Below are 22,814 nucleotides of genomic sequence, written 5' to 3' on the forward strand. Positions count from 1 at the left end.
GTCATCGCGCCGATGGTGGAACCCCGGGAGGTGCGGGCGGGTGCTCCGTGGATGGTGAGGCTGTCCATGGGGAGTTCGGACGTGCTGTTGCGTGTCACGTCCGGCCCGCGTCCGCAGCTCCCGGGGTGCCGCTGTTAGCACCTGGTGTGCCGGGTCACGTCAACTTCCGGCCTGCGGGTAGCGTCGTACCGATGAATTGACCGCGATTTGACTTGCCTGGAAGGCGTTTTGGCCGTCGCTGGCTGTCAAATGTATATTCCGGATAACGATCGGCGAAGGACGACGCAGGTGTTGTGGATGCAGCGGGGAACGACGTTTGGTTGCCGTCCGTACGTCGTTGCTCACTAAGGAGGACCGCTGTGTCGTCGGCGTCCGAGCGGATCCGCTACTCTGCTTTCCGGTCTGCGTGGCACACCGCCGTACCCCGGCCGGCAACCGCCGAAACCCCAGGTGATCGGCCAGCGTGGATCCAACTTCCGGCAGAGAGAGGCATCGCCTGAATGAACGCGACTAGCGTCGACGAGGAGTTCAACCCGTCGGTGCACGTGTACGAACCGCACAAGGTCGGTCTGCCGGCACTGCGCCCGTACTTCAAGGCGCTCTGGCAGCGGCGGGAGTTCGCGGCGGAGATGTCCCGGACGAACATCCGGGGTGCGCACACGAACACCTTCTTCGGACAGGTGTGGCTGGTGCTGAACCCGCTGCTCCTCGCCTTGGTGTACTACCTGTTGACCGACATCATCGCGGGCGGCAGCGCCAGGGTGGATGCCGGCTTGCGGTTCGCTCACATGTGCGGCGGCCTGTTCGCCTTCTACTACTTCTCCGGGGCGATGACCGCCGGCGCGGCCAGCGTCGTCGGCGGCGGCAAGCTGCTGCTGAACCAGTCGTTCCCCCGGATGCTGCTACCGCTGTCGGCGGTCCGGACCGCGTTCTTCCGGTTCGTGCCGACGCTGGTGGTGTACATCATCATCCACGTGCTGATGAAGCAGAAGCTGCACTGGCAGATGCTGCTGGCCCCGATCTTCCTGGTCATGCTGACGGTCTTCGCCGCCGGTATGGGGATGATCTTCGCCGCTCTGCAGGTGTACTTCCGGGACACCGCGAGTTTCCTGCCGTACTTCGTGCGCATCTGGCTGTACCTGTCCCCGGTGCTGTGGTTCGCCGAGCAGGCGCCGGCGCGGCTGAAGGGCTTCATCCAGTACAACCCGCTCTACCCGTTGCTCGGCGGCTGGACCGACCTGCTCGTCAAGGGGCACGTGCCGGATATGAAGTTGTGGATCGCCGGCGCGCTCTGGGCAGTCCTGGCGTTCGCTGTCGGAGCGTTGTTCTTCATGTCGAGGGAGCGTGATTTCGTTGTCCGTCTCTGAGACCGAGAAGAAGCCGATGCAGAAGTCGCAGTCCACGGTTCCGGCCGTCAAGGTGCAGGACGTGTCGATCACCTACCGGACGACGTTCGAGCGGGTGCCGACGTTCAAGAGCGCGATCGTCCGGCTGGGCCGCGGCGAGCGGGCGGTCCGCGAGGTCAAGGCCGTCCAGAACGTGTCGTTCGACGTGAACCACGGCACTACGATCGGCATCATCGGCGCGAACGGCGCCGGCAAGTCGACGCTGATGCGTTCGATCGCCGGCATCCTGCCGCCGACCTCAGGCCGGATCGAGGTGCACGGCCGGGTCTCCACGCTGCTGTCGCTGGGCGTCGGCTTCAACGCCGCGCTGTCCGGCAAGGAGAACGTGGTGCTCGGCGGCCTGGCGGCCGGCCTGAGCCGCAAGGAGATCGCGGCCCGGTACGAGGAGATCGCCGAGTTCGCCGAGCTCGGTGACTTCATGGAGATGCCGATGCGGACGTACTCGTCCGGCATGTTCAGCCGGCTGGCGTTCTCGGTCGCGGTGCACATGGACCCGGACATCCTGATGATCGACGAGGCCCTGTCCGCCGGTGACGCGTCGTTCAAGACGAAGGCCGCGGCGAAGATGGCCGAACTGGTCTCGAACAGCCGCACGATGTTCCTGGTCAGCCACGCGATGAGCAGTGTCCGCGAGATGTGCAACGACTGCATCTGGCTGCACAAGGGCAAGCTGATGATGCGCGGCGAGCCCAACGAGGTCATCCAGGCCTACACCAAGTTCCTGCAGGTCGGGGAAGAAGAAGCTGTCTCACTCGAGGACCTCTGAGCGATGTCTCGCAGCACGGCGCCGGACGTGGGGATCATCACGACCGGCCACGACGTGGCCGATGCGCGCCTGCACAAGATCACCGCGGCCCTGCAGCACCGCGACCTGAGAGTCGAGCTGTGGGGCCTCGGTGATGCCGAGGGTGGACCGGCCGGCGCCACGGTGCACGCCGGACCACGCGGCAACCTGGTGCAGCGGCTGGCCCGTACCGCCGTACTGCCCTGGCGGACCAAGGCCAAGGTGGTGATGACGGTCGACCCGGACATGATCCCGGTCACCCGGCTGGTCACCACGCTGCGGCGGCGCAAGCTCGTCGTCGACGTGCACGAGGACTACGAGCGGCTGCTCGCCGACCGGGCCTGGGCGCAAGGCCCGGCCGGGCTGCCGGCCAGGTTGATCGTTCGGGCCGGCTCGAAGCTGGCCGCGGGCGCCGACCTGACCGTGGTCGCCGACTCGCACCTCGCGCCGCACCAGGCCAAGCACCGCCTGGTGGTGCAGAACCTTCCCGACCACGGCTTCCTGGCCCCGTCCCCGCCGACCGGCGCACCACGCGCGGTGTACGTCGGCGACCTGCGCACCAGCCGTGGTCTGTTCGACATGGTCGAGACCGTCGCCGCGGCGCCGGAGTGGTCCCTCGACCTGGTCGGCCCGGTCGCACCATCGGACCGGGACCAGATCGAGGCCCGGATCGCGCAGCCCGACCTGGGTGGCCGGGTCCGGCTGCACGGACGCCAGCCACCCGCCGACGCCTGGCGGATCGCGCACGGCGCCTGGGCCAGCTTGGCCATGCTGCAGCCGACCCCGGCCTTCATCGAAGCAATGCCGTCGAAGATCTACGAGTACCTCGCCAGCGGTCTTCCCGTCCTCTCCACCCGGCTGCCCCGGCAGACGAAGGTGATCGAGGAGTCCGGTGGCGGAGTCCTGGTGGACTCGGTGGCGGAGGCGTCGGAGACCCTGCGGCGCTGGTCCGCGGATCCCGGTGAGCTGGAGAAGCTGCGTGACCACGCACTGCAGTGGGCGGCGGACCACCTGCCCACGACCACGCCGTACGACGAACTGGCCGACGCAATTCTCAATCTCTTAAGAGGGACTGCATGACCGACCGCCCACACCTGTTGTACGTCGCCTGGGGCTTCCCGCCCTGCCGGGGCGGCGGTGTCTACCGGGCACTGGCCACGGCCAACCGGTTCGCCGCGCTCGGCTGGAAGGTGACCGTGCTGACGGCCGACCGCGACACGTTCTTCCGCTTCACCGGCGCGGACCTGACCCTCGAGGAGCGGGTCGACCCGTCCGTCGAGGTCGTCCGGGTCCCGTTCGAGTGGCCGATCCTGGAGGCCGACCTGCGCCGCTGGTCCAAGCGCCGTGCGGCGAACCCGAAGCTCTGGGCCAAGTGGCGCACCAAGCAGGACCAGATCCCGTTCCCGGAAAGCGGATACGGCCCCTGGCGCTCGGTGATCGAGAAGGCCGCCGAACAGATCCACAAGGCGCACAAGGTCGACCTGACGGTCGCCACCGCCAACCCGCACGTCGCGTTCACGGCCGCGTACCACCTGCACAAGAAGTTCCAGGTGCCGTACGTGATGGACTACCGGGACGCGTGGCTGCTGGACGTCTTCACCGGCGACCGGCTGCACGAGCCGGGCAGCCGGGCCGCGAAGTGGGAGAAGAAGCTGGTCGAGTCCGCGCGCGAGGTCTGGTTCGTGAACGACCCGATCAAGGAGTGGCACGAGAAGCTCTACCCGGCGCAGGCGTCGAAGATGCACACGGTCGCGAACGGGTTCGACCCGGACCTGGTGCCGGACACGCAGGACCGGGGCGCGGTCACCGATCGCCCGCTGGTCTTCGGCTACGTCGGTACCGTCTCGCCGAAGGTGCCGCTCAAGGAGTTCGTCGAGGGCTGGCAACTGGCCAAGGAGCAGTCGCCGGAGCTCGAGGGCGCTCACGCGAAGATCTACGGGTACCTCGGGTACTACGCGCAGCCGCGGGCGGACATGCTCGCGACGATCAACGCGGCCGCGGACGCCGGCGTCAGCTACGAGGGCCCGGTCGGCAAGGCCGAGATCGCGAAGGCGTACGACGAGTTCGACGCGCAGCTGCTGATGCTGGGCAAGGGGCGGTACGTGACCAGCGGCAAGGTGTTCGAGTACCTGGCGACCGGGTTGCCGGTGGTGTCGGTGCACGACCCGGAGAACGCGGCGTCGGACGTACTGCGTGGGCATCCGCTGTGGTTCCCGGTGTCGGACGTGACGCCGGAGGCGATCGCGGCGGCGCTGACCGAGGCGGCGCACGCGGCGCGGACCGCGGACGAGGGCATCCGGGCGAAGGCGCGCGAGTTCGGTGCGTCGTACCGGCGTGACCTGCAGCTGGATCCGCGGATCGAAGCGCTCGCCGCGAGTGTGAAGAAGGTGGCGGCATGAACAAGGTTGTCCTGCTGTCCACGCGGCGGCTCCCACCGACGTACTTCGACCAGGTCCGTGAGGACCTCGGCGACCAGAACCTCACCATCGACGTGGTGGGTTGGGTGGCCCCGTCGGCGTGGGTCGCCGACAAGGTCAACACCTTCACGCTGATCGGCCCCGGCCGGATGCCGTCCGAGCCGGCCCCCGAACCCGAACCGGCCACCGAGCCGACCGACGAAGCCCCGGACGCCGTCATCGCCCCGGAAGCGGTCGCCGACCCCGAGACCGTCGTCGAGGACGAGGCGAAGGTGGCCCCGGCCGCCGCTCAGGTAGCTGCTGCCGCCGACGAGGTACCGGTGAGCAAGCCTGCCGCGACGAAGCCGCGGCCCACCGGGGCGAAGCGGGTTGTGAAGGCCGTCGAGTGGCGGGCGCGGAAAGCTCGGAAGGTCGCCGGGAAGATGTTGCCTCCGGCAATCAAGGGATCCAGGCCGGTGAAGTTCCTGCGCGGGCAGCGGGCGACCAGCGATCTCGGCAAGACGTACTGGGACCGGGTGCTGAGCCGCCGCGACGTGCTGAGCACGATCGACCAGGCCGACGTGGTGATCGCGCTGGACGCCGGGGCGATCTGGGCCGGCTGGAACCTCGGTCAGCGGAAGGCCAGCACCCCGGTGGTGCTCGGTCTGCCGGCGGCCCGCCGCGAGCTCGACATGATGAAGGCACCTACTACGTAATGGGTGACACAGTGACGGTGACGCGTACGATCCGCGAGCACCTGCCGGCGCCTCTGGCCCGGACCGCGGGAGCGGTCCGGCGGCGCCTGCGCGGCTTGCGGTACTCGTATGCGCAACTGCCGGCGTTCCCGCCGGTAGCGACGACGCCCGTGCGGATGCTGGTCGGACCGACCAACTCCGCCGGGCAGGGGCACGCCTGGGCACAGGCCGCGAAGACCCTGCCGGACGTCGACGCCGTCTCGTTCGCCCTGCAACGCAAGGGCCAGTTCGAGTTCAAGAACGACTACGGCGTGCCGCTGGCCTGGTTCGGCCAGCCCCGCTGGCAGCGCGCCCAGCAGCAGTACGTCGAGCAGTACACGCATGTGATGGTGGAGTCGTTGCGCCCGCTGTTCGGCGCTCGCGGCTACCCGGACGCCGAGGCCGACATCACCGCACTGCGGGACAAGGGCATCGACGTCGCGTTGCTGTTCCACGGCTCCGACATCCGGCTGCCCAGCCGGCACGCGAAGCGCGAGCGCTGGTCGCCGTTCACCCCGGGTGACGAGCTGACCGACCGGCTCGAGCCGCAGGCGCGCCGGCACGCGGAGCTCGTCGAGTCGCTGGGCCTGCCGGTGTTCGTCTCCACGGTCGATCTGCTGGACGACGTACCGACCGCCCACTGGTTGCCGGTCGCGATCGATCCCGAGCCGTGGCAGCAGGCCGCGCGACCGCTGTTCGAACGAGACAAGCCGGTCGTCGCGCACGTCCCGTCGAACGCGAAACTCAAAGGCACGCAGGAGATCGACGAGGTGCTCAGTGGGCTGCAGGAGCGCGGCCTGATCGAGTACCGGCGGATCACCGGTGTGCCGAACCACGAGATGCCGGCCGTCGTCGGCAGCGCCGACATCGTTGTCGACCAACTGCACATCGGCCTGTACGGCGTGGCGGCCGTGGAGGCCCTGGCAGCCGGGCGGATCGTGGTTTCGTACGTCGGTGAATCCGTGCGCCGGCGGGTGCGTAGTCTGGCCGGGCGAGAGGTACCGATCGTGGAGGCGGATCCCGACACCCTGGGTGATGTCGTCTCCGGTCTGCTCGCCGATCGTGAGGCCGCCGCAGCGCACGCGTCCGCCGGTCCCACCTTCGTGGCGGAGTTGCACGACGGGCGCCGCTCGGCCGAAGTACTGAGAAGTTGGCTCATCACTAAGGAGATCCTGTGACGTCCCGCATCGCGCCATCCGCCGACGTCGACGACAGCGCCCAGATCGGCGACGGTTCGTCGGTCTGGCACCTGGCCCAGATCCGCGAGAACGCGGTCCTCGGCAAGAACTGCATCGTCGGCCGCGGTGCCTACGTCGGGACCGGGGTCCGGATGGGCGACAACTGCAAGATCCAGAACTACGCGCTGGTGTACGAGCCGGCGTCCCTCGAGGACGGCGTGTTCATCGGCCCGGCCGTGGTGCTCACCAACGACTACTTCCCGCGCGCGGTGAATCCGGACGGTACGCCGAAGAGCGGGCACGACTGGGAACCGGTCGGGGTGACGATGAAGGAAGGCTGCTCGCTCGGAGCGCGCAGCGTGTGCGTGGCCCCGGTCACCATCGGCCGCTGGGCCACCGTCGCCGCGGGTGCGGTGGTGACCAAGGACGTGCCAGACTTCGCGCTGGTCGCCGGGGTCCCGGCGCGCCGGCTCAAGTGGGTCGGCAAGGCCGGGGTTCCGCTGCTGTCCGTCGGGGACGGCGAGTGGAAGTGCCCGAACACGGGCGAGATGTACATCGAAACCGACGGACGGCTGCGGCCGGCCGACGAAACACAGGAGGAGAACTGATGGTGCAGCCGATTCCGGCCGCGAAGCCGATCATCGGGAAGGAGGAGCGCGAGGCCGTCGACCGGGTGATGCAGTCCGGCATGCTGGCCCAGGGCCCCGAGGTGGCGGCGTTCGAGCAGGAGTTCGGCGCAGCGCTGGTCTCCGGCCGGGCGTGCGTCGCGACCAACTCCGGGACCTCCGGTCTGCACCTCGGCCTGCTGGCCGCGGGTGTCGGCCCGGGTGACGAGGTCATCGTCCCGTCCTTCACCTTCGCCGCGACCGCGAACAGCGTTGCGCTGACCGGCGCCACGCCGGTGTTCGCCGACATCGAGCCGACGTACTTCTGCCTGGACCCGGCCGCGGTCGAGGCCGCGATCACCGAGAAGACCAAGGCCGTCATGCCGGTGCACCTGTTCGGTCACCCGGCGAACATGACCGCGCTGCAGGCCATCGCCGACAAGCACGGCATCCAGATCTACGAGGACGCCGCGCAGGCCCACGGCGCCACCTGGAACGGCGCGCCGGTCGGCACCTTCGGCGAGTTCGCGATGTTCAGCCTGTACCCGACCAAGAACATGACGTCCGGTGAGGGCGGCATGAACTCGGTCGCGAACGCCGACCTCGAGCGCCGGATGCGGCTGTTCCGCAACCAGGGCATGCTCAAGCAGTACGAGAACGAGGTCGTCGGCCTGAACAACCGGATGACCGACCTGCACGCCGCCATCGGCCGGGTGCAGCTGACCAAGGTCGGCGGCTGGACGAAGCAGCGGCAGGAGAACGCGGCCTTCCTGGACGCGAACCTCGCCGGTGTCGGCGTCCCGGCGGTCGCCGCCGAGGCGTCGCACGTGTACCACCAATACACGATCCGCGTGACCGAGGACCGCGACGGCTTCGCGAACGCGCTGCGGACCGAGTACGGCGTCGGCTGCGGCGTGTACTACCCGATCCCGAACCACCGGCTCCCGTCGTTCCAGCGTGAGCTGGACCTGCCGGAGACCGAGAAGGCCGCGGCCGAGGTGCTCTCGCTGCCGGTCCACCCCTCGCTGTCCGAGGAAGACCTGAACCGGATCGTGGCCGCGGTGAACACCGTGGCGAAGGCGGGTGCGTGAGCGATGGCGAACCTGCGTGCGGGCCTGATCGGCCTGGGCATGATGGGGCGGCACCACGGCCGGGTGCTGGCGTCCCTCGAGGGCGTCGACCTGGTCGCGGTCGCCGACCCGGGTGGTGACAAGTTCAACGTCGCCGGCGGTCGTCCGGTGCACGAGAACATCGAGCAGCTGATCGCCGAGAAGCTCGACTACTGCATGGTCGCGGTGCCGACCCAGTACCACGCCGAGATCGCGAAGGCGCTGGCCGAGGCCGGTGTGCACGCGATGATCGAGAAGCCGCTGGCCGGTTCCTCGTCCGAGGCGACCGAGATCGCGAAGGCGTTCGAGGCGGCCGGGCTGGTCGGCGCGGTCGGTCACATCGAGCGGTACAACCCGGCGCTGCAGGCGCTGCGGGTGCGGCTGGAGGCCGGCGAGCTGGGCGACATCTACCAGATCACCACCCGCCGCCAGGGCCCGTTCCCGGCCCGGATCGCCGACGTCGGCGTGGTGCTGGACCTGGCCACCCACGACATCGACCTGACCGCGTGGGTGACGCAGTCGCCGTTCGTCACGGTGGCCGCGCAGAGCGCCCACAAGTCCGGCCGGCAGTACGAGGACCTGATCGCGGTGACCGGCAAGCTGGCCAACGGCACCGTGACCAGCCACCTGGTCAACTGGCTGTCCCCGATGAAGGAGCGGCTCACCGTCGTCACCGGTGAGAAGGGCGCGTTCATCGCCGACACCCTGACCGCCGACCTGACCTTCCACGCCAACGGCACCGTGCAGACCGCATGGGACGACGTCGCGCACTTCCGCGGTGTCAGCGAGGGCGACATGGTCCGGTACGCGATCAGCAAGCCGGAGCCGCTGAAGACCGAGCACGAGCAGTTCCGCGACGCGGTGCTCGGCAAGGAAGCCGACATCGTCACGCTGCAGCAGGGTCTGACGACCGTCCGGGTGGCCGAGGCCGTTCTGCAGTCGGCGACCGAGGACCGCACCGTGGCTGTCGCCGGGGAGACCCAGTGAAGGTTCTGTCCGTTGTCGGTGCGCGTCCGCAGTTCGTGAAGCTGGCGCCGGTCGCGGAGGCGTTCGCCGCGACCGATCACCAGCACGTGATCGTGCACACCGGGCAGCACTACGACAAGAACATGTCCGACGTGTTCTTCGCCGACCTGCGGATTCCGGACCCGGACGTCCACCTGGGCGTCGGGTCCGGCAGCCACGGTGTCCAGACCGGCGCGATGCTGGCCGCGATGGACGCCGTACTGGACGAGCACAAGCCGGACTGGGTGCTCGTGTACGGCGACACCAACTCGACGCTCGCCGGTGCGCTGTCCGCGGTGAAGATGCACCTGCCGGTTGCGCACCTCGAGGCCGGGCTGCGCTCGTTCAACCGGCTGATGCCGGAGGAGCACAACCGGGTGCTCACGGACCACGCGGCGGACCTGCTGCTGGCCCCGACCCAGGTGGCAATGGACCACCTGGCCAACGAGGGCCTGACGGACAAGTCGCGGCTGGTCGGTGACGTGATGACCGACGTGTGCTTCCGGGTCCGGGACGCCGTCCAGGGCAGGCCGCTGGACGGTCCGTTCAAGCAGGGCGAGTACGTCGTCTCGACGATCCACCGGGCCGAGAACACCGACGACCCGGAGCGGCTGGCCGCGATCGTCGACGGGCTGGCCGCGGCCGGTACGCCGGTGCTGCTGCTGGCCCACCCGCGGCTGGTCGCGAAGTGCGCGGAGCACGGCATCAAGCTGGAGCGCCCGGACGGTTCGCTGCACGTCCGCGAGCCGCTGGCGTACCCGGAGATGGTCCAGGCTGTCCTCGGTTCGGCCGGTGTGGTCACGGACTCCGGCGGTCTCCAGAAGGAGGCCTTCCTGCTCGGCCGCGTGTGCACCACGCTGCGTACCGAGACCGAATGGGTCGAGACGCTGGCGGACGGATGGAACGTGTTGACATCCGACGTGAGTAAGCTGCCCCAGTTGGCTGCACGGCCGGCTCCCACGGGGGGACGCCCAATGCCGTACGGCGACGGTCACGCTGCAGAGCGTGTCGTCGCCACTCTCGCGGAGTAACCACATGACGAAGGCCGCCGAAGAAGACCAGACGACGCCGACCCAGGAAGCCCCCGGGTCGGCCGCTGTCACGACCCCGTCTCCAGGCGCGCCGGTCAGTACCTCACCGCCGGCTCCCGGCAAGAGGTTGCCACGAGTCGAGTCGCTCACCGGCCTTCGCTGGTGGGCGGCCTTCTTCGTGTTCTGCCATCACATGACGAACCTGGCGCCGCTGCCGATCTTCGACTTCCTGAAGTACGGCACCTCCGGCGTCACGTTCTTCTTCGTCCTGTCCGGTTTCGTGCTGACCTGGTCGGCGCAGCCGGGCACCAAGATCCGGACCTTCTACCGGCGCCGGTTCGCCCGGATCTTCCCGCTGTACATCCTCACCCTGGTGGCGGCGTTCTTCGTCTTCTACCGGGTCGACCCGCCGGCCGGGATGTCCTGGATCAAGCCGGTCTCGGTCAGTGTGCTGGTGCTGTCGGCGTTCCTGCTGCACGGCTGGTCGAACAACCCGACCATCCTGTACGGCGGCAACCCGGCGGGCTGGACGCTGTCGGTCGAGGCGTTCTTCTACGCGTACTTCCCGTTCGTCTGGCGGGCCACTCAGAAGCTGAAGGTGGCCGGCGGCCTGATCCTGTGCGTCGCGGTGATCGTCGTCGGCGGGGCGTACCGGCTGGCGCTGTTCCACTACAAGGCCGACGTACCGGTGCTGCCACAGCCGATCCTGCATTCGGTGGCGTTCCTGTTCGGTATCGGCCTGGCGATCGCGCTGCGGTCCGGGTGGAAGCCGCGGATCCCGGTCTGGTTCGCGTTCCTGGTCACCGGCGGCGGTCTGTACCTGCTCTGGTACTCCGGCTCGCACCCGACGCAGGTCCCGGGCGCGGTCACCATGGGCCTGTGCCAGAAGGAAGTCCTGACGCTGCTGTACGGCTTCCTGATCTTCGCCGTCGCCGCGCGCGACATCCGCGGCGGCCGGTCACTGCTGCGCAGCAAGCCGCTGGTCGCGCTGGGCCAGTGGTCGTACGCGTTCTACCTGGTCCACGCGACCATCCTGTACGCGATCAAGGAGTACCACGGCATCGCCGGCCCGATCGGCTGGTCGAACCTGACCTGGTACGCCGGCGTACTCGTCCTCTCGATCTTCGCCTCGGCGGTGCTGTACAAGTTCGTCGAGCACCCCATGGAGCGGTTGCTCCGGGGCCCCCGATGAAGAATCACAACCTAGTGGAGTTGCTGTGCGTGTCAGTGTTGTTGCCTTAGGCAAGATCGGACTGCCGTTGGCGGTCCAGTTCGCCGCCAAGGGCCATCAGGTCGTCGGCGTCGACATCAACGAGAAGTTCGTCGAGCTGGTGAACGCCGGCCAGGAGCCGTTCCCGGGCGAGGCCCATCTGCAGGAACTGCTCGCCGAGACCGTGGCCGACGGCCGCCTGCGGGCGACCACGGACTACGCGGACGCGATCCCGAACAGCGACGCGGTCGTCGTGGTCGTGCCGCTGTTCGTGGACGAGCAGACCGGTCAGCCCGAGTTCGGCTGGATGGAGAACGCGACCCGTTCGCTGGCCCAGCACCTCACCCCGGGCACCCTGGTCAGCTACGAGACCACCCTCCCGGTCGGCACCACCCGGAACCGGTGGAAGCCGATGATCGAGGAGATCTCCGGCCTCACCGAGGGCACCGACTTCCACCTGGTGTTCTCGCCGGAGCGGGTGCTGACCGGCCGCGTCTTCGCGGACCTGCGCAAGTACCCGAAGCTGGTCGGCGGCCTGTCCGAGGAGGGCGCGAAGCGCGCCACCGCGTTCTACGAGGCCGTGCTGGACTTCGACGAGCGTCCGGACCTGGACCGCGCGAACGGCGTCTGGGACCTGGGTTCGGCCGAGGCCGCGGAGCTGGCCAAGCTGGCGGAGACGACCTACCGGGACGTGAACATCGGCCTGGCGAACCAGTTCGCCCGGTTCGCCGGCCAGAACGGCATCGACGTGCACGCCGTCATCGAGGCGTCGAACTCGCAGCCGTACAGCCACATCCACCGGCCGGGGATCGCCGTCGGCGGGCACTGCATCCCGGTGTACCCGCGGCTGTACCTGTACACCGACCCCGACGCGACCGTCGTCCGGGCTGCCCGTGAGGCGAACGCCGGCATGCCGGACTACACCATCGGCCTGCTCGAGGGCGCGTTCGGTGAGCTCAAGGGCGCCAAGGTCGTCGTGCTCGGTGCGTCGTACCGTGGTGGCGTGAAGGAGACGGCGTTCTCCGGCGTGTTCCCGGCCGTCGAGGCGCTGAAGGCGCGCGGCGCCGAGGTCTTCGTGCACGACCCGATGTACACCGACGAGGAGCTCCAGGGGCTCGGCTTCACGCCGTACACGCTGGGCTCGCCGGTGGACGCGGCCGTGCTGCAGGCCGACCACGCGGAGTACGCGCAGCTCGGCCCGGCGGACCTGCCGGGTGTCCAGGTGCTCGTCGACGGTCGTGACCGGACCGACGCTGCCAAGTGGGCGGGTGTCCGGCGCATCGTGATCGGAAGGTCGGTCAGCCAGTGACACATGCCGACCTGCGGGTCGTGATGATGGTCGCCAACGACGTCACCAACGACAGCCGGGTCCGCAAAGAGGCCGCAGCACTGGCCGAGACCGGAGCAGAGGTAACTGTGCTCGGCGTCTCGGCCAGCGGCCTCCCGTCGAGAGAGATGCTCGACGGTGCGTTGATCGTCCGGGTGGCGGTGCCCTTCGCACTGCGTGAGGAACGGAAACGAAGCCGCAAGGCGCGTCGCGACTGGCGGCCGCCGATGGTGGGCTATCGGTACCGCTCGACCTATGTGGCGCGGAGCCAGCGGATCGCGGCCGAGCTCAAGGAGCTCAAGGCCGACTCCGGGCACGCGATCGCACGGGCCAAGGCGGGCCAGGGAAATCCGCTCAAGTTCAAGGCCGGCGTGGCCACCCGGCTGCTCCGGAGGGCGCGCTGGAAGGCGGCCGAACGGGCCGCCTGGGTGCGCAAGGGTGTCGGCAACAAGGCCGACGCGCCGTTCAAGTTCAGCTGGCGCGCGTACGACGGTGTCCTGCACCGGATGCCGTGGCCGGCTCCGTGGCGCAAGCTGCACCCGGAGGCGCTGGACCTGGAGATCGCGTTCGGCGACCTGATCGACCGGCTCGAGCCGGACGTCGTGCACGCGCACGACATGCACGTGATCGGCGTCGCGACCCGCGCGGCCGGCCGGGCGAAGCTGCGCGGCCGGGACCTGAAGGTCGTGTACGACGCGCACGAGTACGTCGCCGGCCTCTCGCAGTACGGCGCACGCACCCGGCGTTCGATCGCGGCCTGGGCCAACCACGAGGCCGAGTACATCGGTGACGCGGACCGGGTGATCACCGTCAGCCCGGCGATCGCGACCCGGCTGCGTGCGGAGCACAAGCTCGACCACGAGCCGATCGTGGTGATGAACACGCCGAACCCTGCTGACGTGTCGGTCGAGGTGTCCGACATTCGCAGCCAGCTCGGCCTGGCCTCCGACGTACCGCTGGTCGTGTACAGCGGTGGCGTCACGCGGGCCCGTGGCATCCACACCGCCGTACAGGCACTGGTGGACCTGCCGGACGTGCACCTGGCCGTCGTGTGCGTGCCCGGTGTCGCGACCGACGCGGTCCGCGAGCTGCAGGCGCAGGCCGTGCAGCTGGAGGTGCAGGACCGGCTGCACTGCCTGGACCCGGTGAAGCCGGACGAGGTGGTCGCGTTCCTGCGCACCGCCGACGTCGGGCTGATCCCGATCCTGCGCTACCCGAGCCACGAGATGGCGCTGCCGAACAAGCTGTTCGAGTACGCGTTCGCCGGGCTGCCGGTAGTGGTCAGCGACATGCCGAGCATGAAGGAGTTCGTCGACCGCACCAAGATCGGCGAGGTCTTCACCGCGGCGGACGCGCACGGGCTGGCGGCGAAGGTCCGTACGGTCCTCGGTGACCTGGACACCTACCGCGAGCGGGTCGCCGATCCGGCGTACCAGCAAGAGGTGTCGTGGGCCGGGCAGAAGGTCAAGCTGCGTGCGGTGTACGGCGAGCTGACCGAGCGCGAGCTCGAGGTCACGCGGCCGGGCGGCAAGATCAAGAAGACCGGGCGGCACCTGCTGGTCGGACCGGTGAACACCGCCGGCCAGGGCTGGCTGTGGGCGACCGCGCTCGAGCGGGAGGTACCTGACCTCAAGGCGGAGTCGCTGACGACGGGCAGCGGTGCGTTCGACTTCCGCGTGCACCGGACGGGTACGTACCGGCAGTACCGGTCGGACCTGCGCTGGCAGCTGGAGCTGACGGCGTACGCGTTGCGCGAGGTCACCCACGTGCTGTTCGAGGCGGGCCGGCCGATGTTCGGTCAGCAGCGCGGGCAGATGTGGACGACCGACGTACCGATGCTGGACGCGGCCGGGATCCGGCACGGGCTGGTGTTCCACGGGTCCGAGATCCGCGATCCCGCGCAGCACCGGGCGCAGTACAAGTACTCGCCGTTCCGGAACCCGGAAGACGAGCTGACCAAGCGTCTGCAGGCCGCGAACAACCTGATGCGCCAGCACCTCGAGGGCTACCGCGGGCCGGTCTTCGTGACCACGCCCGACCTGCTCGAGTTCGTCGACAACGGCATCTGGTTGCCGCTGGCCGTCGACGTCGAGGAGTTCGCGTCCACCCAGCCGGTGCTCGAGCGTGAGGTCCCGGTGGTGCTGCACGCACCGTCGGCCTCGGCGCTGAAGGGTTCGGCGTACGTCGACCCGGTGCTGACCGACCTGGATGCGCGCGGGCTGATCAAGTACAACCGGGTCCAGGGTCTGCCGCATGCCGAGCTCGCCGAGATGGTGAAGAGCGCCGACATCGTGGTCGACCAGTTCCTGCTCGGCTCGTACGGCGTGTTCGCGTGCGAGGCGATGGCGGCCGGCCGCGTCACGGTCGGGCACATCGCCGACCCGGTCCGGGACCTGCTGCCGGCCGAACTGCCGATCGCCGAGGCGACGCCGGACAACCTGGCGGAGGTGATCGAACGGCTGGTCGCGGAGCGCGACACGGCCCGCAAGATCGCCGACGCGGGGCCGTCGTACGTCCGCGACCTGCACGACGGGCGGAAGTCGGTCGCGGAGTTGCTGCCGTTCGTCAACAACGAGCTGACGTACGAGGACGAGAGCGAGTAAGTGCGGATTCTGATGATCGCGCAGTCCCCGATCGCCGGGGACTCGCGGATCCTGCGGGAGGCGACGGCGCTCGCCGCGGCCGGTCACACGTTGCATGTGATCGGCCGGGACGTACCGGACGGGTTCGAGGTCGGGCCGGGCGTCACGGTGGAGTCCGTCTCCCGCTCTTCCGGGCTCCGGTCCGGGAACGGCGGGCTGACCGTCGGGCACGGTCATACCGGTCCGAAGGTGCTTGCCAAGCGGTTCGGCCGGTGGCTGTTGCTGCCGGAGCATCGCTCACGCACCGAGAAGCAGTGGCGGATCGCTGCGGCTCCTCGAGTCGCTGCGGCCGGGCCTGTCGACGTGGTGCATGCGCACGACTTCAACACGCTGGAGCTTGCCGCGGAGTACGCCGCCAAGTGGTCGGCGGCGCTGGTGTACGACAGCCACGAGCTGTGGTTCGACCGGGCGCTGCCAGGTCGTCCTACGCCGTTGTGGCGTGCTCGCGGTAGGCGCTACGAGGTCTCGCTGGCGTCGCAGGCGCGCGTGGTGTTCACGGTGTCGGACGGGATCGCTGCGCGGTTGCGGTCACGCGGGTTGGCGGATGTGCGGGTCGTACGGAACACGTTCCCGCGTGCGGACGACGTACCGCCCGCCCCTGCTCGTCCTGAGGGCTTGCTGTACGCGGGTCGCGTCGGCGCCGGGCGGGACCTGCCGACCGTTGTCGAGGCGGCACGTCAGCTCGCGCCGTTCCGTACGGTGCTGATGGGGTCGGTGGATCCCAACTACCGCTTGGACCTCGGGCCGGTCGAAACCGTGCCCGAACGCTCGATCGACGAGGTCGACGACACGCTTCGCGCGTACGGGATCTCGCTGGTGACGTTGACGAACACGTGCGAGAACCACCGCCTCGCCCTCCCCAACAAACTCTTCCACGCCGTCCGCGCGGGCGTCCCGGTCGTCGCCGCGGACCTGCCCGAACTGCGCGCGGTCGTGACCCGCTACAAACTCGGCGGCCTGTACGAACCAGGCAACCCGGCCTCCCTCACGGCAGCGGTCCGCTCGGTGATCGACGACTACCCGACATACACCGAAGGCATCCGCAAAGCCGCCACCGAACTGAACTGGGAGCACGACGCCGCCACTCTGGTGGCTGCTTACGCGGATCTCTGATCGTCCGCAACTTTCTGTCGCCGCCCGGTATCAAGGAGCGTGAAAGGGGGCGACGACATGAACCGACGACTGACTGCCCTGACCGGAAGTGCCGTACTCGCGCTGACCGCTCTGCTGCCGGCCGCCGCGCACGCACAGGCGGCCGCCAAACCGGACCCGACCAAGCCGGGCGCCACGGTGCCCGGTACGAACCGGAAGATCACCGCCGCACAGGCCAACGCCTGCTTCGTCTGGCAGGGCGGGGTGACCGCGAGCGGCGGCCACCACTTCTCCGACCCGACGGCCACCACACCGCCGACGGTGCCGGACGACTGGACCGACGCCGGTGTCTTCAAGCCCGGACAGATCCGGCTGAGCGCACGCCAGACGATCGAGCCGGACATCTCCGGCACCGACCGCTACGGGTACGTCGTGATCGGCGACTCGCTCTACTACAGCTACTACCAGGTGTACGGCGACGGCACGATCGACAACCGGTCGCTGTCCCGCGTCGGCGGCGGCTGGGGGAGCTTCACGTTCCTGGAGACTTCGGAGTACGAGAGCCCGGACAACGCGCCGAAGAAGTTCTACCGGTCGACGTCGTACGCGCTGCGCAACGACGGTGTGCTGTTCCGCTGGAACATGGGGTCGAAGGGGTGGCAGGCCACCGGCTCGTACAAGGGCTTCTCGGCCGTGAAGACGATGACGCTGATCGCCAAGACGCCGACGTACGACACGTTCCTCGCGAACACCCGCGGCGGGGCTCTGTACACGATCCGCATCCCGTCGGCGTCCCCGATGAAGCCGGTCGTGAAGCAGGTCCGGACGCGGTCGTGGCAGGGCTTCGAGACCCTGTCCGCGATGGGCTGCGGCAACTACGGCAGCCTGCTGCTCGCCGTCGACAAGGACACCCAGAAGGCCTACCTGTACGCCGTCGGCCACGCGAACGGCCTGTCCACAGTCATCCAGTCCCGCGGCGAGGTCAAGTCCAACTTCAACGACCCGGTCAGCTTCCGCTGGGTAACAATCCCCGTCTACGACACCGCAAACGGCGAGTGACTTCGGCTCAGCCACGCCGCGGTGGCCGGGTCTGCCGGCGTGTAGGTGATGACGTGCTGGCCGTCGTCGCCCGGGAGCTGTAGGGACTCGAGGGTGAAGGTCAGTTGGCCTGCGGTTGGGTGGTTGAGGACTTTGGGGCAGTGGGATCGGTTCTGGACGTCGTTGGACGTCCAGAACCGGTCGAAGTCCGGGCTGGCGGCTCGGAGCTCGGCCACGAGCGCGGTCAGCTCGGTGTCGTCGGCGTACTCGGCCGATGCCCGCCGGAGTAGTGCGACGGCGTCCTGCGCGACCGTTTGCCAGTCGGCGTAGTACTCGCGGGCGCTCGGATCCAGGAAGTACTGGCGGGCCAGGTTGCGCTCGGCACCGTCCTCGAAGGCGGCCACGACCTCCAGTGCGGCGGCGTTCCAGGCCAGCACGTTGCTCAGGCGGTCGACCACGATCGCCGGCAGGTCGTGCATCGCTTCGATCATCGCGCGGAGTTGCGGCCGTACGGCGGTCTTCGGCGGTACTGCGGGCGGCGCCGAGCAGGCCAACTGCCGCAGGTGATCCCGCTCGGTCTGGTTCAGCCGGAGCGCGTCCGCGACCGCTGCGAGTACGGCGGTCGACGGATTCCCCGCGCGACCCTGCTCCAGCCGGACGTAGTAGTCGACGCTCACGTTCGCCAGCAGCGCGACCTCCTCGCGGCGCAACCCGCTGACGCGACGGTCCCGTCCAGGCTGCAACCCGACCTCGTCGGGCCGTACCTTCGACCGCCGACTCTGCAGGAACTCTCCGAGCGCGCTCACCCGCCCAGTATCCCAAGTCGCTGGGTAGGACTGCCGGACCTATGGTCGCAGCGGATCTTCCGCGCCTACCCGGCCGCCGACAGCCTGGAGCCATGACCAACCGAATCGCCCTCGTCACCGGCGCCGCCAGCGGTATCGGAGCCGCCGTCGCCACCCGCCTCGCCGCCGACGGTGCGTCCGTCGCGTTGCTCGCCCGGCGCCGCGACCGCCTGGAGAAGGTCGCCGCGCAGATCGCCGAGTCCGGCGGTACGGCCCTCGTCGTACCGGCCGATGTCTCCTCGCCGGAGTCCGTCGCCGCGGCGGCAGCCCTTGTACAGCAGGAGTATGGCGACGTCGACCTGCTGGTGAACAACGCCGGCCTGATGCGGGTCGTACCGTTCGCCGACGGCCCGCTCGACGACTGGCGCCGTACCGTCGACGTGAACCTGACCGGCGTCATCAACGTCGCCCACGCGTTCCTGCCCGCGCTGAAGCGCGCGGCCGCGACCCGTACGACGGACCTGATCAACGTGTCGTCCCTCGCCGGCGAACGCATCAACCCCGGGATGGCGGTGTACGGCGCCTCGAAGGCCGCCGTCAGCCACCTGACCCGCACGCTCCGCGCCGAGCTGGCCCCCGAAGGCCTCCGCGTCACCGACCTCGAGCCCGGCATGATCGACGCCACCGAACTCGCCGACACCTTCCCACCCGAACTCCAGGCGATGGTCGACGACCTCCGCGCCACCCTCCCCGCGGTCCCGGTGACCGAGGTGGCCGACCTGATCTCGTACGTCGTGTCCCGCCCCCGCGACGTCAACCTCCCGCACCTGATCATCCAGCCGTCGAAGGAGATCTAGACGACGAGGTGCAACCTCACGTCCGCGACGGTGACCGAGACCCGCTGACCCCAGCTGATGCTCAACGTGTCGGACTCCATTCCGTCGCCGAAGACGACCAGGTCGGCCTCGGCTGTGATCGTCAGCGAGTCCGGTGCCTTGAGCAACCCTTCGGTCTGGTCCGTACCGGTCGCCGGCGACGGCCAGGCCTCGCGGACGAACCAGCAGAGGACCGGATCCGTTGGCGTTGGTAGCGCCAACGGACTGCGCCGCTCCTGCCAGGCGGACCGGCACCAACCGGTCGCGCCGGTACCGGTACCGACCAGGATGCCGGACGACGACTGCCGTTCGGGTAGTCCGTCCGGCGAGGACAATCGGTAGCGGGCGGACTGGTGCGTACGGTGGCCGACGTACACCTCGTTCAACGCCAGCAGCTGCTGCCCGTCATCGGTGCTCGCGGCAACCATCGTACGTTCGGCGATCTGCTGGGACGCCAAGAGTTCGGTAATAGCAGCAGGTTCGTGCGGTACGAGGACACCGGGGTTCCGGGCCGGCTCCGGGTTGATCCCGATCACGGGTTGACCGTCCAGGTACTTCGCCACGTTCGCGACCAGCCCGTCCTGCCCGACCGCGATCACCACGTCCTCCGGCCCGAACCCGAACCGGTCGAGGTCGTTGCGCTCGGCAACCGCACGTCGCCAGTCCAGTGGAATCGCGGCGGACACCGTCGCCAACGCGTCCTGCTGCGCCTGGTGCCGGGCGTCCAGCTCGGCCAGGTCCCGCCCGCGCCCGGCGAGGAAGAACCCGGCCTGCTGTCGCGTCCCGTGCCGGGCGACGAGCTCGGTCAGCTCGGTCGCCCGGTGCACGACGACGGCCCTCGGTGGAAGGCTCATCCGCGTCCTCGCTTCGCTCCGGGCGCGGACGAGGCACGGAGGGCGCTGTGCTTGATGGTGAACTCGCTTCGCTCGTTCACTGGGACTCGGCCAGCTTGGTGAGCAGCGGGGTGATCAGATCCGGAGTCAGGTTCAGCGTGCCGATCTCCGGCAGTGCGCCCTGCTTGATCGCCATCGCGAGGATCGTGCCCTGGTCGAGTTCGGCGTACGCGTCGAGCAATGCCTTCTCGGCCGCAGCCTCCGCCGCGCCGATCACGCGCTTGGCGTCGGCTTCCGCCTCGGCCAGTGCGCGCTGCCGGCCGGCCGCGGCTTGTGTCTCGATCTGGCCGGCCGCCGCGGCCTCGGTCGCGCGGGTGCGCTCGTTCTGACCGCGCTGGTTGACTAGTTGCTCCTCGCGGCGGGCGAGCTCGATCTGGTTCTGTAGTTCGTTCTCCGCGATCGACCGTTCCCGCTCGACCGCGAGCGCACGCCGTTCGTACGTCGCCTTGTCGGCCGCCTGCTGCACCATCTCGCGGGTAGGAGTCTGCAGTGCCTTCTCCACGTCGCGTTCTGCTCGTACGGCGACCACGCGGACGTCCTCGACGCCGATTCCGAGCCCGGTCAGCCGCTGGTCCTCGCGCAGCCCGGTGCCGACCGTCGTACGGAGCGCGGTCATGCCCTCCGACAGCGCCTCGGTCAGCGTCATCCGGGCGAGCAGGTCGAGCGCGGTCTGCTGGGCGAGCTCGGTGAGCAGACCGCCGAGCTGCTCGAGCGGCGTGGACCGCCACAGCCCGCTGTCCGGGTCGATGCCGAAGTCGAGCCGGCTCGCCGCCAGCGCCGGGTCGGTCACGCGGTACGTGACCGTCGCCTGGACGACGACGTCCTGGAAGTCCTGGGTCCGCCCGTGGAACAGCAGCGGCTGCTCGCGGTCGTCGACCGGGATCTCGCTCAGCGACGAGTTCAGTGCCCGGAACCAGAACGCCTGGCCGGCGCCGTCGTGCGCGACCTTGCCGTTGCGCAGGTGCCGGACGTGGGTGGTCGGGTTGGCCCGCAGGTGGCTGATGAAGCGGAACCGGGTGATGTCTGCCATCTCTTGCTCTCCTTGTCGTCACTATGACGATAAGGGTCGAGGTGACTTCTCGTCAAGGTGACGATTAGAATGCCGGGTATGGACTTCGTGCCGCTCGGCCTGGCCGCCGACCTGGTCATCCTGACCGTCCGCGACGGCCGCCTCCAGGTGTTGCTGATCCGCCGCGGCATCCCGCCGTACGAGGGCCGGTGGGCGCTGCCGGGCGGATTCGTCCGCCCGGACGAGGACCTGGAGACGACGGCGCGCCGCGAGCTCGCGGAGGAGACCGGTCTGCCGACCGAGCGCATCCATCTCGAACAGGTCGCGACCTACGGCGCTCCCGACCGCGACCCGCGCGGCCGGGTCGTCAGCGTGGCGTATCTGGCCCTGGTCCCCGATCTGCCGGCGCCGGTCGCGGGCTCGGACGCCGCCTCCGCGAGTTGGATCGACGTACGGGAGGCCGGCCGGCTCGCGTTCGACCACGACCGGATCCTCGCCGACGGCGTCGAACGGGCCCGCGCGAAGCTGGAGTACTCACCGCTGGCGACCGCGTTCTGCCCGCCGGAGTTCACCATCTCCGAACTACGCGGCGTCTACGAAGCCGTCTGGGGCACGCCGCTCGACCCCCGCAACTTCCACCGCAAGGTCACCAAAACCCCCGGCTTCGTCGCCCCCCTAGGCACCACCACAACCCGAGACGGCGGCCGCCCCGCCCAACTATTCCACCGCGGCACAGCCACCACCCTCCACCCCCCGATGACCCGAGCCTGATCAGAGTGCGCGGCTGAGCACGGCGAGGGTTTCGGCGGTGATCAGGTTGGTGTGGGTGCCGGGGGTGGTGCAGGCCCAGGAGGCGGCGATGGTGGCTGCTTGGGCGGCTTCCGGCCAGGGGGCGCCGTCGAGGTAGCGGGCCAGGAAGGCGGCGACGTACGCGTCGCCGGCGCCGTTCGTGTCGACGATCGGGCGGTCGGGGAGGTTGACGGCGGGGAAGTGCCGCGGCTGCTCGCCGCGGACGTGCAGGTAGCTGCCGTCGGCGCCGGCCATCGCGATCACCACGTCGGCGCGGCCGTTGGCCAGGATCCACTCGACGCCGTCGTCGGGCAGTGCGGTCTTGGAGACGAACACGATGTCGGACGCGGTCGCGAAGTCCTTGTGGTGGTCGTTGCGGCCGTCCCAGTCGTGCAGGTCGGTGGAGATCGACCGGTCCGCGGCGATCGCGTCGCCGAGGGCGTCCCGGGCGAAGTCCATGATCGAGACGTGTACGTGTTCGGCGCGGCGGATCAGCGGGCGCCACAGGTTCGGGTCGACGCGTAGGCCGGCCGGGTGCCGGCCGTCGTACATCGAGAGCCTTCGGCCGTCCGGGGCGACCAGGTTCACCGATCTGCGGGTACCGCTCGGGTGCAGGACGACGCGCAGCGGGATGCCGAGGTCGTCGTACTCCCGCCGGATCCGCGCGCCCTCCGGGTCGTCGCCGATCACGTCCACCAGTCCCGCGTTCAGCCCGAGCAGGTGGCAGCCGAGTGCCACCCCGTGCCCGGTGTGCGCCAGGTACGTCTCGATCGGCTCCACCGGAACCGTGTCCACATCCGCCAACGGCAGGCCCGGCACCCGCACGATCGTGTCGATGCCTACTCCGCCGACCACCACCACGTCCAACTCCACGGTCCCCGTCATACCCGACTTTCGCCAAGGATC

The 22,814-nt window shown here is 69.3% G+C and carries 21 protein-coding genes; 17 read left to right on the forward strand and 4 right to left on the reverse strand.

Features of this window, described 5'->3' with window-relative positions; all coding sequences use genetic code 11:
• Window positions 1-500: 500 nt before the first annotated feature.
• The 15 genes from ACFYRU_RS13110 to ACFYRU_RS13180 are packed head-to-tail and all read left to right on the forward strand — an operon-like array spanning window position 501 to window position 17,578.
• Window positions 501-1,367 (forward strand): ABC transporter permease, encoded by an 867-nt coding sequence (locus tag ACFYRU_RS13110; RefSeq protein ID WP_387657050.1) that lies wholly within the window; start codon window positions 501-503, stop codon window positions 1,365-1,367.
• On the forward strand, window positions 1,354-2,172 hold the full coding sequence (locus ACFYRU_RS13115) for an ABC transporter ATP-binding protein (protein WP_387657053.1): 819 nt from the start codon (window positions 1,354-1,356) through the stop codon (window positions 2,170-2,172). The genes ACFYRU_RS13110 and ACFYRU_RS13115 overlap by 14 nt, the downstream gene beginning before the upstream one ends.
• A 3-nt stretch (window positions 2,173-2,175) precedes the next feature.
• The gene (locus ACFYRU_RS13120; RefSeq protein ID WP_387657056.1) at window positions 2,176-3,270 is read left to right on the forward strand and encodes a glycosyltransferase family 4 protein; all 1,095 of its coding nucleotides are present in this window, start codon (window positions 2,176-2,178) and stop codon (window positions 3,268-3,270) included.
• Window positions 3,267-4,589, forward strand: coding sequence for a glycosyltransferase (locus ACFYRU_RS13125; protein WP_387657059.1), 1,323 nt, complete (start codon window positions 3,267-3,269; stop codon window positions 4,587-4,589). Before ACFYRU_RS13120 ends, ACFYRU_RS13125 begins: the two co-directional genes overlap by 4 nt.
• Window positions 4,586-5,302: a hypothetical protein gene (locus ACFYRU_RS13130; protein ID WP_387657061.1), complete on the forward strand. Its 717-nt coding sequence runs from the start codon at window positions 4,586-4,588 to the stop codon at window positions 5,300-5,302. The genes ACFYRU_RS13125 and ACFYRU_RS13130 overlap by 4 nt, the downstream gene beginning before the upstream one ends.
• Window positions 5,303-5,313: 11 nt before the next feature.
• On the forward strand, window positions 5,314-6,498 hold the full coding sequence (locus tag ACFYRU_RS13135; protein WP_387657064.1) for a hypothetical protein: 1,185 nt from the start codon (window positions 5,314-5,316) through the stop codon (window positions 6,496-6,498).
• A complete protein-coding gene (locus ACFYRU_RS13140; protein WP_387657066.1) occupies window positions 6,495-7,106 on the forward strand; it encodes an acyltransferase in 612 nt (203 codons plus the stop codon). The genes ACFYRU_RS13135 and ACFYRU_RS13140 overlap by 4 nt, the downstream gene beginning before the upstream one ends.
• On the forward strand, window positions 7,103-8,194 hold the full coding sequence (locus ACFYRU_RS13145) for a DegT/DnrJ/EryC1/StrS family aminotransferase (RefSeq protein ID WP_387658109.1): 1,092 nt from the start codon (window positions 7,103-7,105) through the stop codon (window positions 8,192-8,194). Before ACFYRU_RS13140 ends, ACFYRU_RS13145 begins: the two co-directional genes overlap by 4 nt.
• Window positions 8,195-8,197: 3 nt before the next feature.
• Entirely contained in the window at window positions 8,198-9,199 is a 1,002-nt protein-coding gene (locus ACFYRU_RS13150; protein WP_387657069.1) for a Gfo/Idh/MocA family protein, read from the forward strand.
• Window positions 9,196-10,248 (forward strand): non-hydrolyzing UDP-N-acetylglucosamine 2-epimerase, encoded by a 1,053-nt coding sequence (gene wecB / locus ACFYRU_RS13155; protein ID WP_387657072.1) that lies wholly within the window; start codon window positions 9,196-9,198, stop codon window positions 10,246-10,248. Before ACFYRU_RS13150 ends, wecB begins: the two co-directional genes overlap by 4 nt.
• Before the next feature lie 4 nt (window positions 10,249-10,252).
• A complete protein-coding gene (locus tag ACFYRU_RS13160) occupies window positions 10,253-11,440 on the forward strand; it encodes an acyltransferase family protein (protein ID WP_387657075.1) in 1,188 nt (395 codons plus the stop codon).
• A 25-nt stretch (window positions 11,441-11,465) separates the two neighbouring features.
• Window positions 11,466-12,767, forward strand: coding sequence for a nucleotide sugar dehydrogenase (locus ACFYRU_RS13165; RefSeq protein ID WP_387657078.1), 1,302 nt, complete (start codon window positions 11,466-11,468; stop codon window positions 12,765-12,767).
• Window positions 12,764-15,388 (forward strand): glycosyltransferase family 4 protein, encoded by a 2,625-nt coding sequence (locus tag ACFYRU_RS13170; RefSeq protein WP_387657081.1) that lies wholly within the window; start codon window positions 12,764-12,766, stop codon window positions 15,386-15,388. Before ACFYRU_RS13165 ends, ACFYRU_RS13170 begins: the two co-directional genes overlap by 4 nt.
• Window positions 15,389-16,540: a glycosyltransferase gene (locus tag ACFYRU_RS13175; RefSeq protein ID WP_387657083.1), complete on the forward strand. Its 1,152-nt coding sequence runs from the start codon at window positions 15,389-15,391 to the stop codon at window positions 16,538-16,540. It abuts the gene before it with no gap.
• Window positions 16,541-16,597: 57 nt separating this feature from the next.
• Window positions 16,598-17,578 carry a hypothetical protein gene (locus ACFYRU_RS13180; RefSeq protein WP_387657086.1) on the forward strand — a complete coding sequence of 327 codons (981 nt, stop codon included), beginning with the start codon at window positions 16,598-16,600 and terminating at the stop codon, window positions 17,576-17,578.
• Here ACFYRU_RS13180 and ACFYRU_RS13185 read toward each other — a convergent pair.
• Window positions 17,554-18,363 carry a helix-turn-helix domain-containing protein gene (locus ACFYRU_RS13185; protein WP_387657088.1) on the reverse strand — a complete coding sequence of 270 codons (810 nt, stop codon included), beginning with the start codon at window positions 18,361-18,363 and terminating at the stop codon, window positions 17,554-17,556. The genes ACFYRU_RS13180 and ACFYRU_RS13185 overlap by 25 nt on opposite strands.
• Before the next feature lie 92 nt (window positions 18,364-18,455).
• Between ACFYRU_RS13185 and ACFYRU_RS13190 the strand changes: the two genes are divergently transcribed.
• Window positions 18,456-19,199 (forward strand): SDR family oxidoreductase, encoded by a 744-nt coding sequence (locus ACFYRU_RS13190; RefSeq protein WP_387657091.1) that lies wholly within the window; start codon window positions 18,456-18,458, stop codon window positions 19,197-19,199.
• On the opposite strand, the gene ACFYRU_RS13195 is transcribed toward ACFYRU_RS13190, so the two are convergent.
• Both ACFYRU_RS13195 and ACFYRU_RS13200 read right to left on the reverse strand, forming a co-directional pair.
• On the reverse strand, window positions 19,196-20,071 hold the full coding sequence (locus ACFYRU_RS13195; RefSeq protein ID WP_387657094.1) for a hypothetical protein: 876 nt from the start codon (window positions 20,069-20,071) through the stop codon (window positions 19,196-19,198). The two genes, ACFYRU_RS13190 and ACFYRU_RS13195, sit on opposite strands and share 4 nt — an antisense overlap.
• 76 nt (window positions 20,072-20,147) lie before the next feature.
• Window positions 20,148-21,140 (reverse strand): SPFH domain-containing protein, encoded by a 993-nt coding sequence (locus ACFYRU_RS13200; protein ID WP_387657097.1) that lies wholly within the window; start codon window positions 21,138-21,140, stop codon window positions 20,148-20,150.
• Window positions 21,141-21,218: 78 nt separating this feature from the next.
• On the opposite strand from ACFYRU_RS13200, the gene ACFYRU_RS13205 reads away from it, so the two are divergent.
• Entirely contained in the window at window positions 21,219-21,890 is a 672-nt protein-coding gene (locus ACFYRU_RS13205) for an NUDIX domain-containing protein (protein WP_387657099.1), read from the forward strand.
• On the opposite strand, the gene ACFYRU_RS13210 is transcribed toward ACFYRU_RS13205, so the two are convergent.
• Window positions 21,891-22,793, reverse strand: coding sequence for a carbohydrate kinase family protein (locus tag ACFYRU_RS13210; protein ID WP_387657102.1), 903 nt, complete (start codon window positions 22,791-22,793; stop codon window positions 21,891-21,893). It abuts the gene before it with no gap.
• Window positions 22,794-22,814: the final 21 nt, after the last annotated feature.

This window comes from Kribbella sp. NPDC004536, from assembly GCF_042873835.1.
In the GTDB taxonomy this organism is placed as follows: domain Bacteria; phylum Actinomycetota; class Actinomycetes; order Propionibacteriales; family Kribbellaceae; genus Kribbella.

Excerpts from the sequence above, each read along its gene's own strand:
- ACFYRU_RS13110 (WP_387657050.1), top strand. The coding sequence starts at position 501 with ATGAACGCGACTAGCGTCGACGAGGAGTTCAACCCGTCGGTGCACGTG.
- ACFYRU_RS13120 (WP_387657056.1), top strand. The coding sequence starts at position 2,176 with ATGTCTCGCAGCACGGCGCCGGACGTGGGGATCATCACGACCGGCCAC.
- ACFYRU_RS13125 (WP_387657059.1), top strand. The coding sequence starts at position 3,267 with ATGACCGACCGCCCACACCTGTTGTACGTCGCCTGGGGCTTCCCGCCC.
- ACFYRU_RS13130 (WP_387657061.1), top strand. The coding sequence starts at position 4,586 with ATGAACAAGGTTGTCCTGCTGTCCACGCGGCGGCTCCCACCGACGTAC.
- ACFYRU_RS13150 (WP_387657069.1), top strand. The coding sequence starts at position 8,198 with ATGGCGAACCTGCGTGCGGGCCTGATCGGCCTGGGCATGATGGGGCGG.
- ACFYRU_RS13160 (WP_387657075.1), top strand. The coding sequence starts at position 10,253 with ATGACGAAGGCCGCCGAAGAAGACCAGACGACGCCGACCCAGGAAGCC.
- ACFYRU_RS13180 (WP_387657086.1), top strand. The coding sequence starts at position 16,598 with ATGAACCGACGACTGACTGCCCTGACCGGAAGTGCCGTACTCGCGCTG.
- ACFYRU_RS13190 (WP_387657091.1), top strand. The coding sequence starts at position 18,456 with ATGACCAACCGAATCGCCCTCGTCACCGGCGCCGCCAGCGGTATCGGA.
- ACFYRU_RS13195 (WP_387657094.1), bottom strand. The coding sequence starts at position 20,071 with ATGAGCCTTCCACCGAGGGCCGTCGTCGTGCACCGGGCGACCGAGCTG.
- ACFYRU_RS13200 (WP_387657097.1), bottom strand. The coding sequence starts at position 21,140 with ATGGCAGACATCACCCGGTTCCGCTTCATCAGCCACCTGCGGGCCAAC.
- ACFYRU_RS13205 (WP_387657099.1), top strand. The coding sequence starts at position 21,219 with ATGGACTTCGTGCCGCTCGGCCTGGCCGCCGACCTGGTCATCCTGACC.
- ACFYRU_RS13210 (WP_387657102.1), bottom strand. The coding sequence starts at position 22,793 with ATGACGGGGACCGTGGAGTTGGACGTGGTGGTGGTCGGCGGAGTAGGC.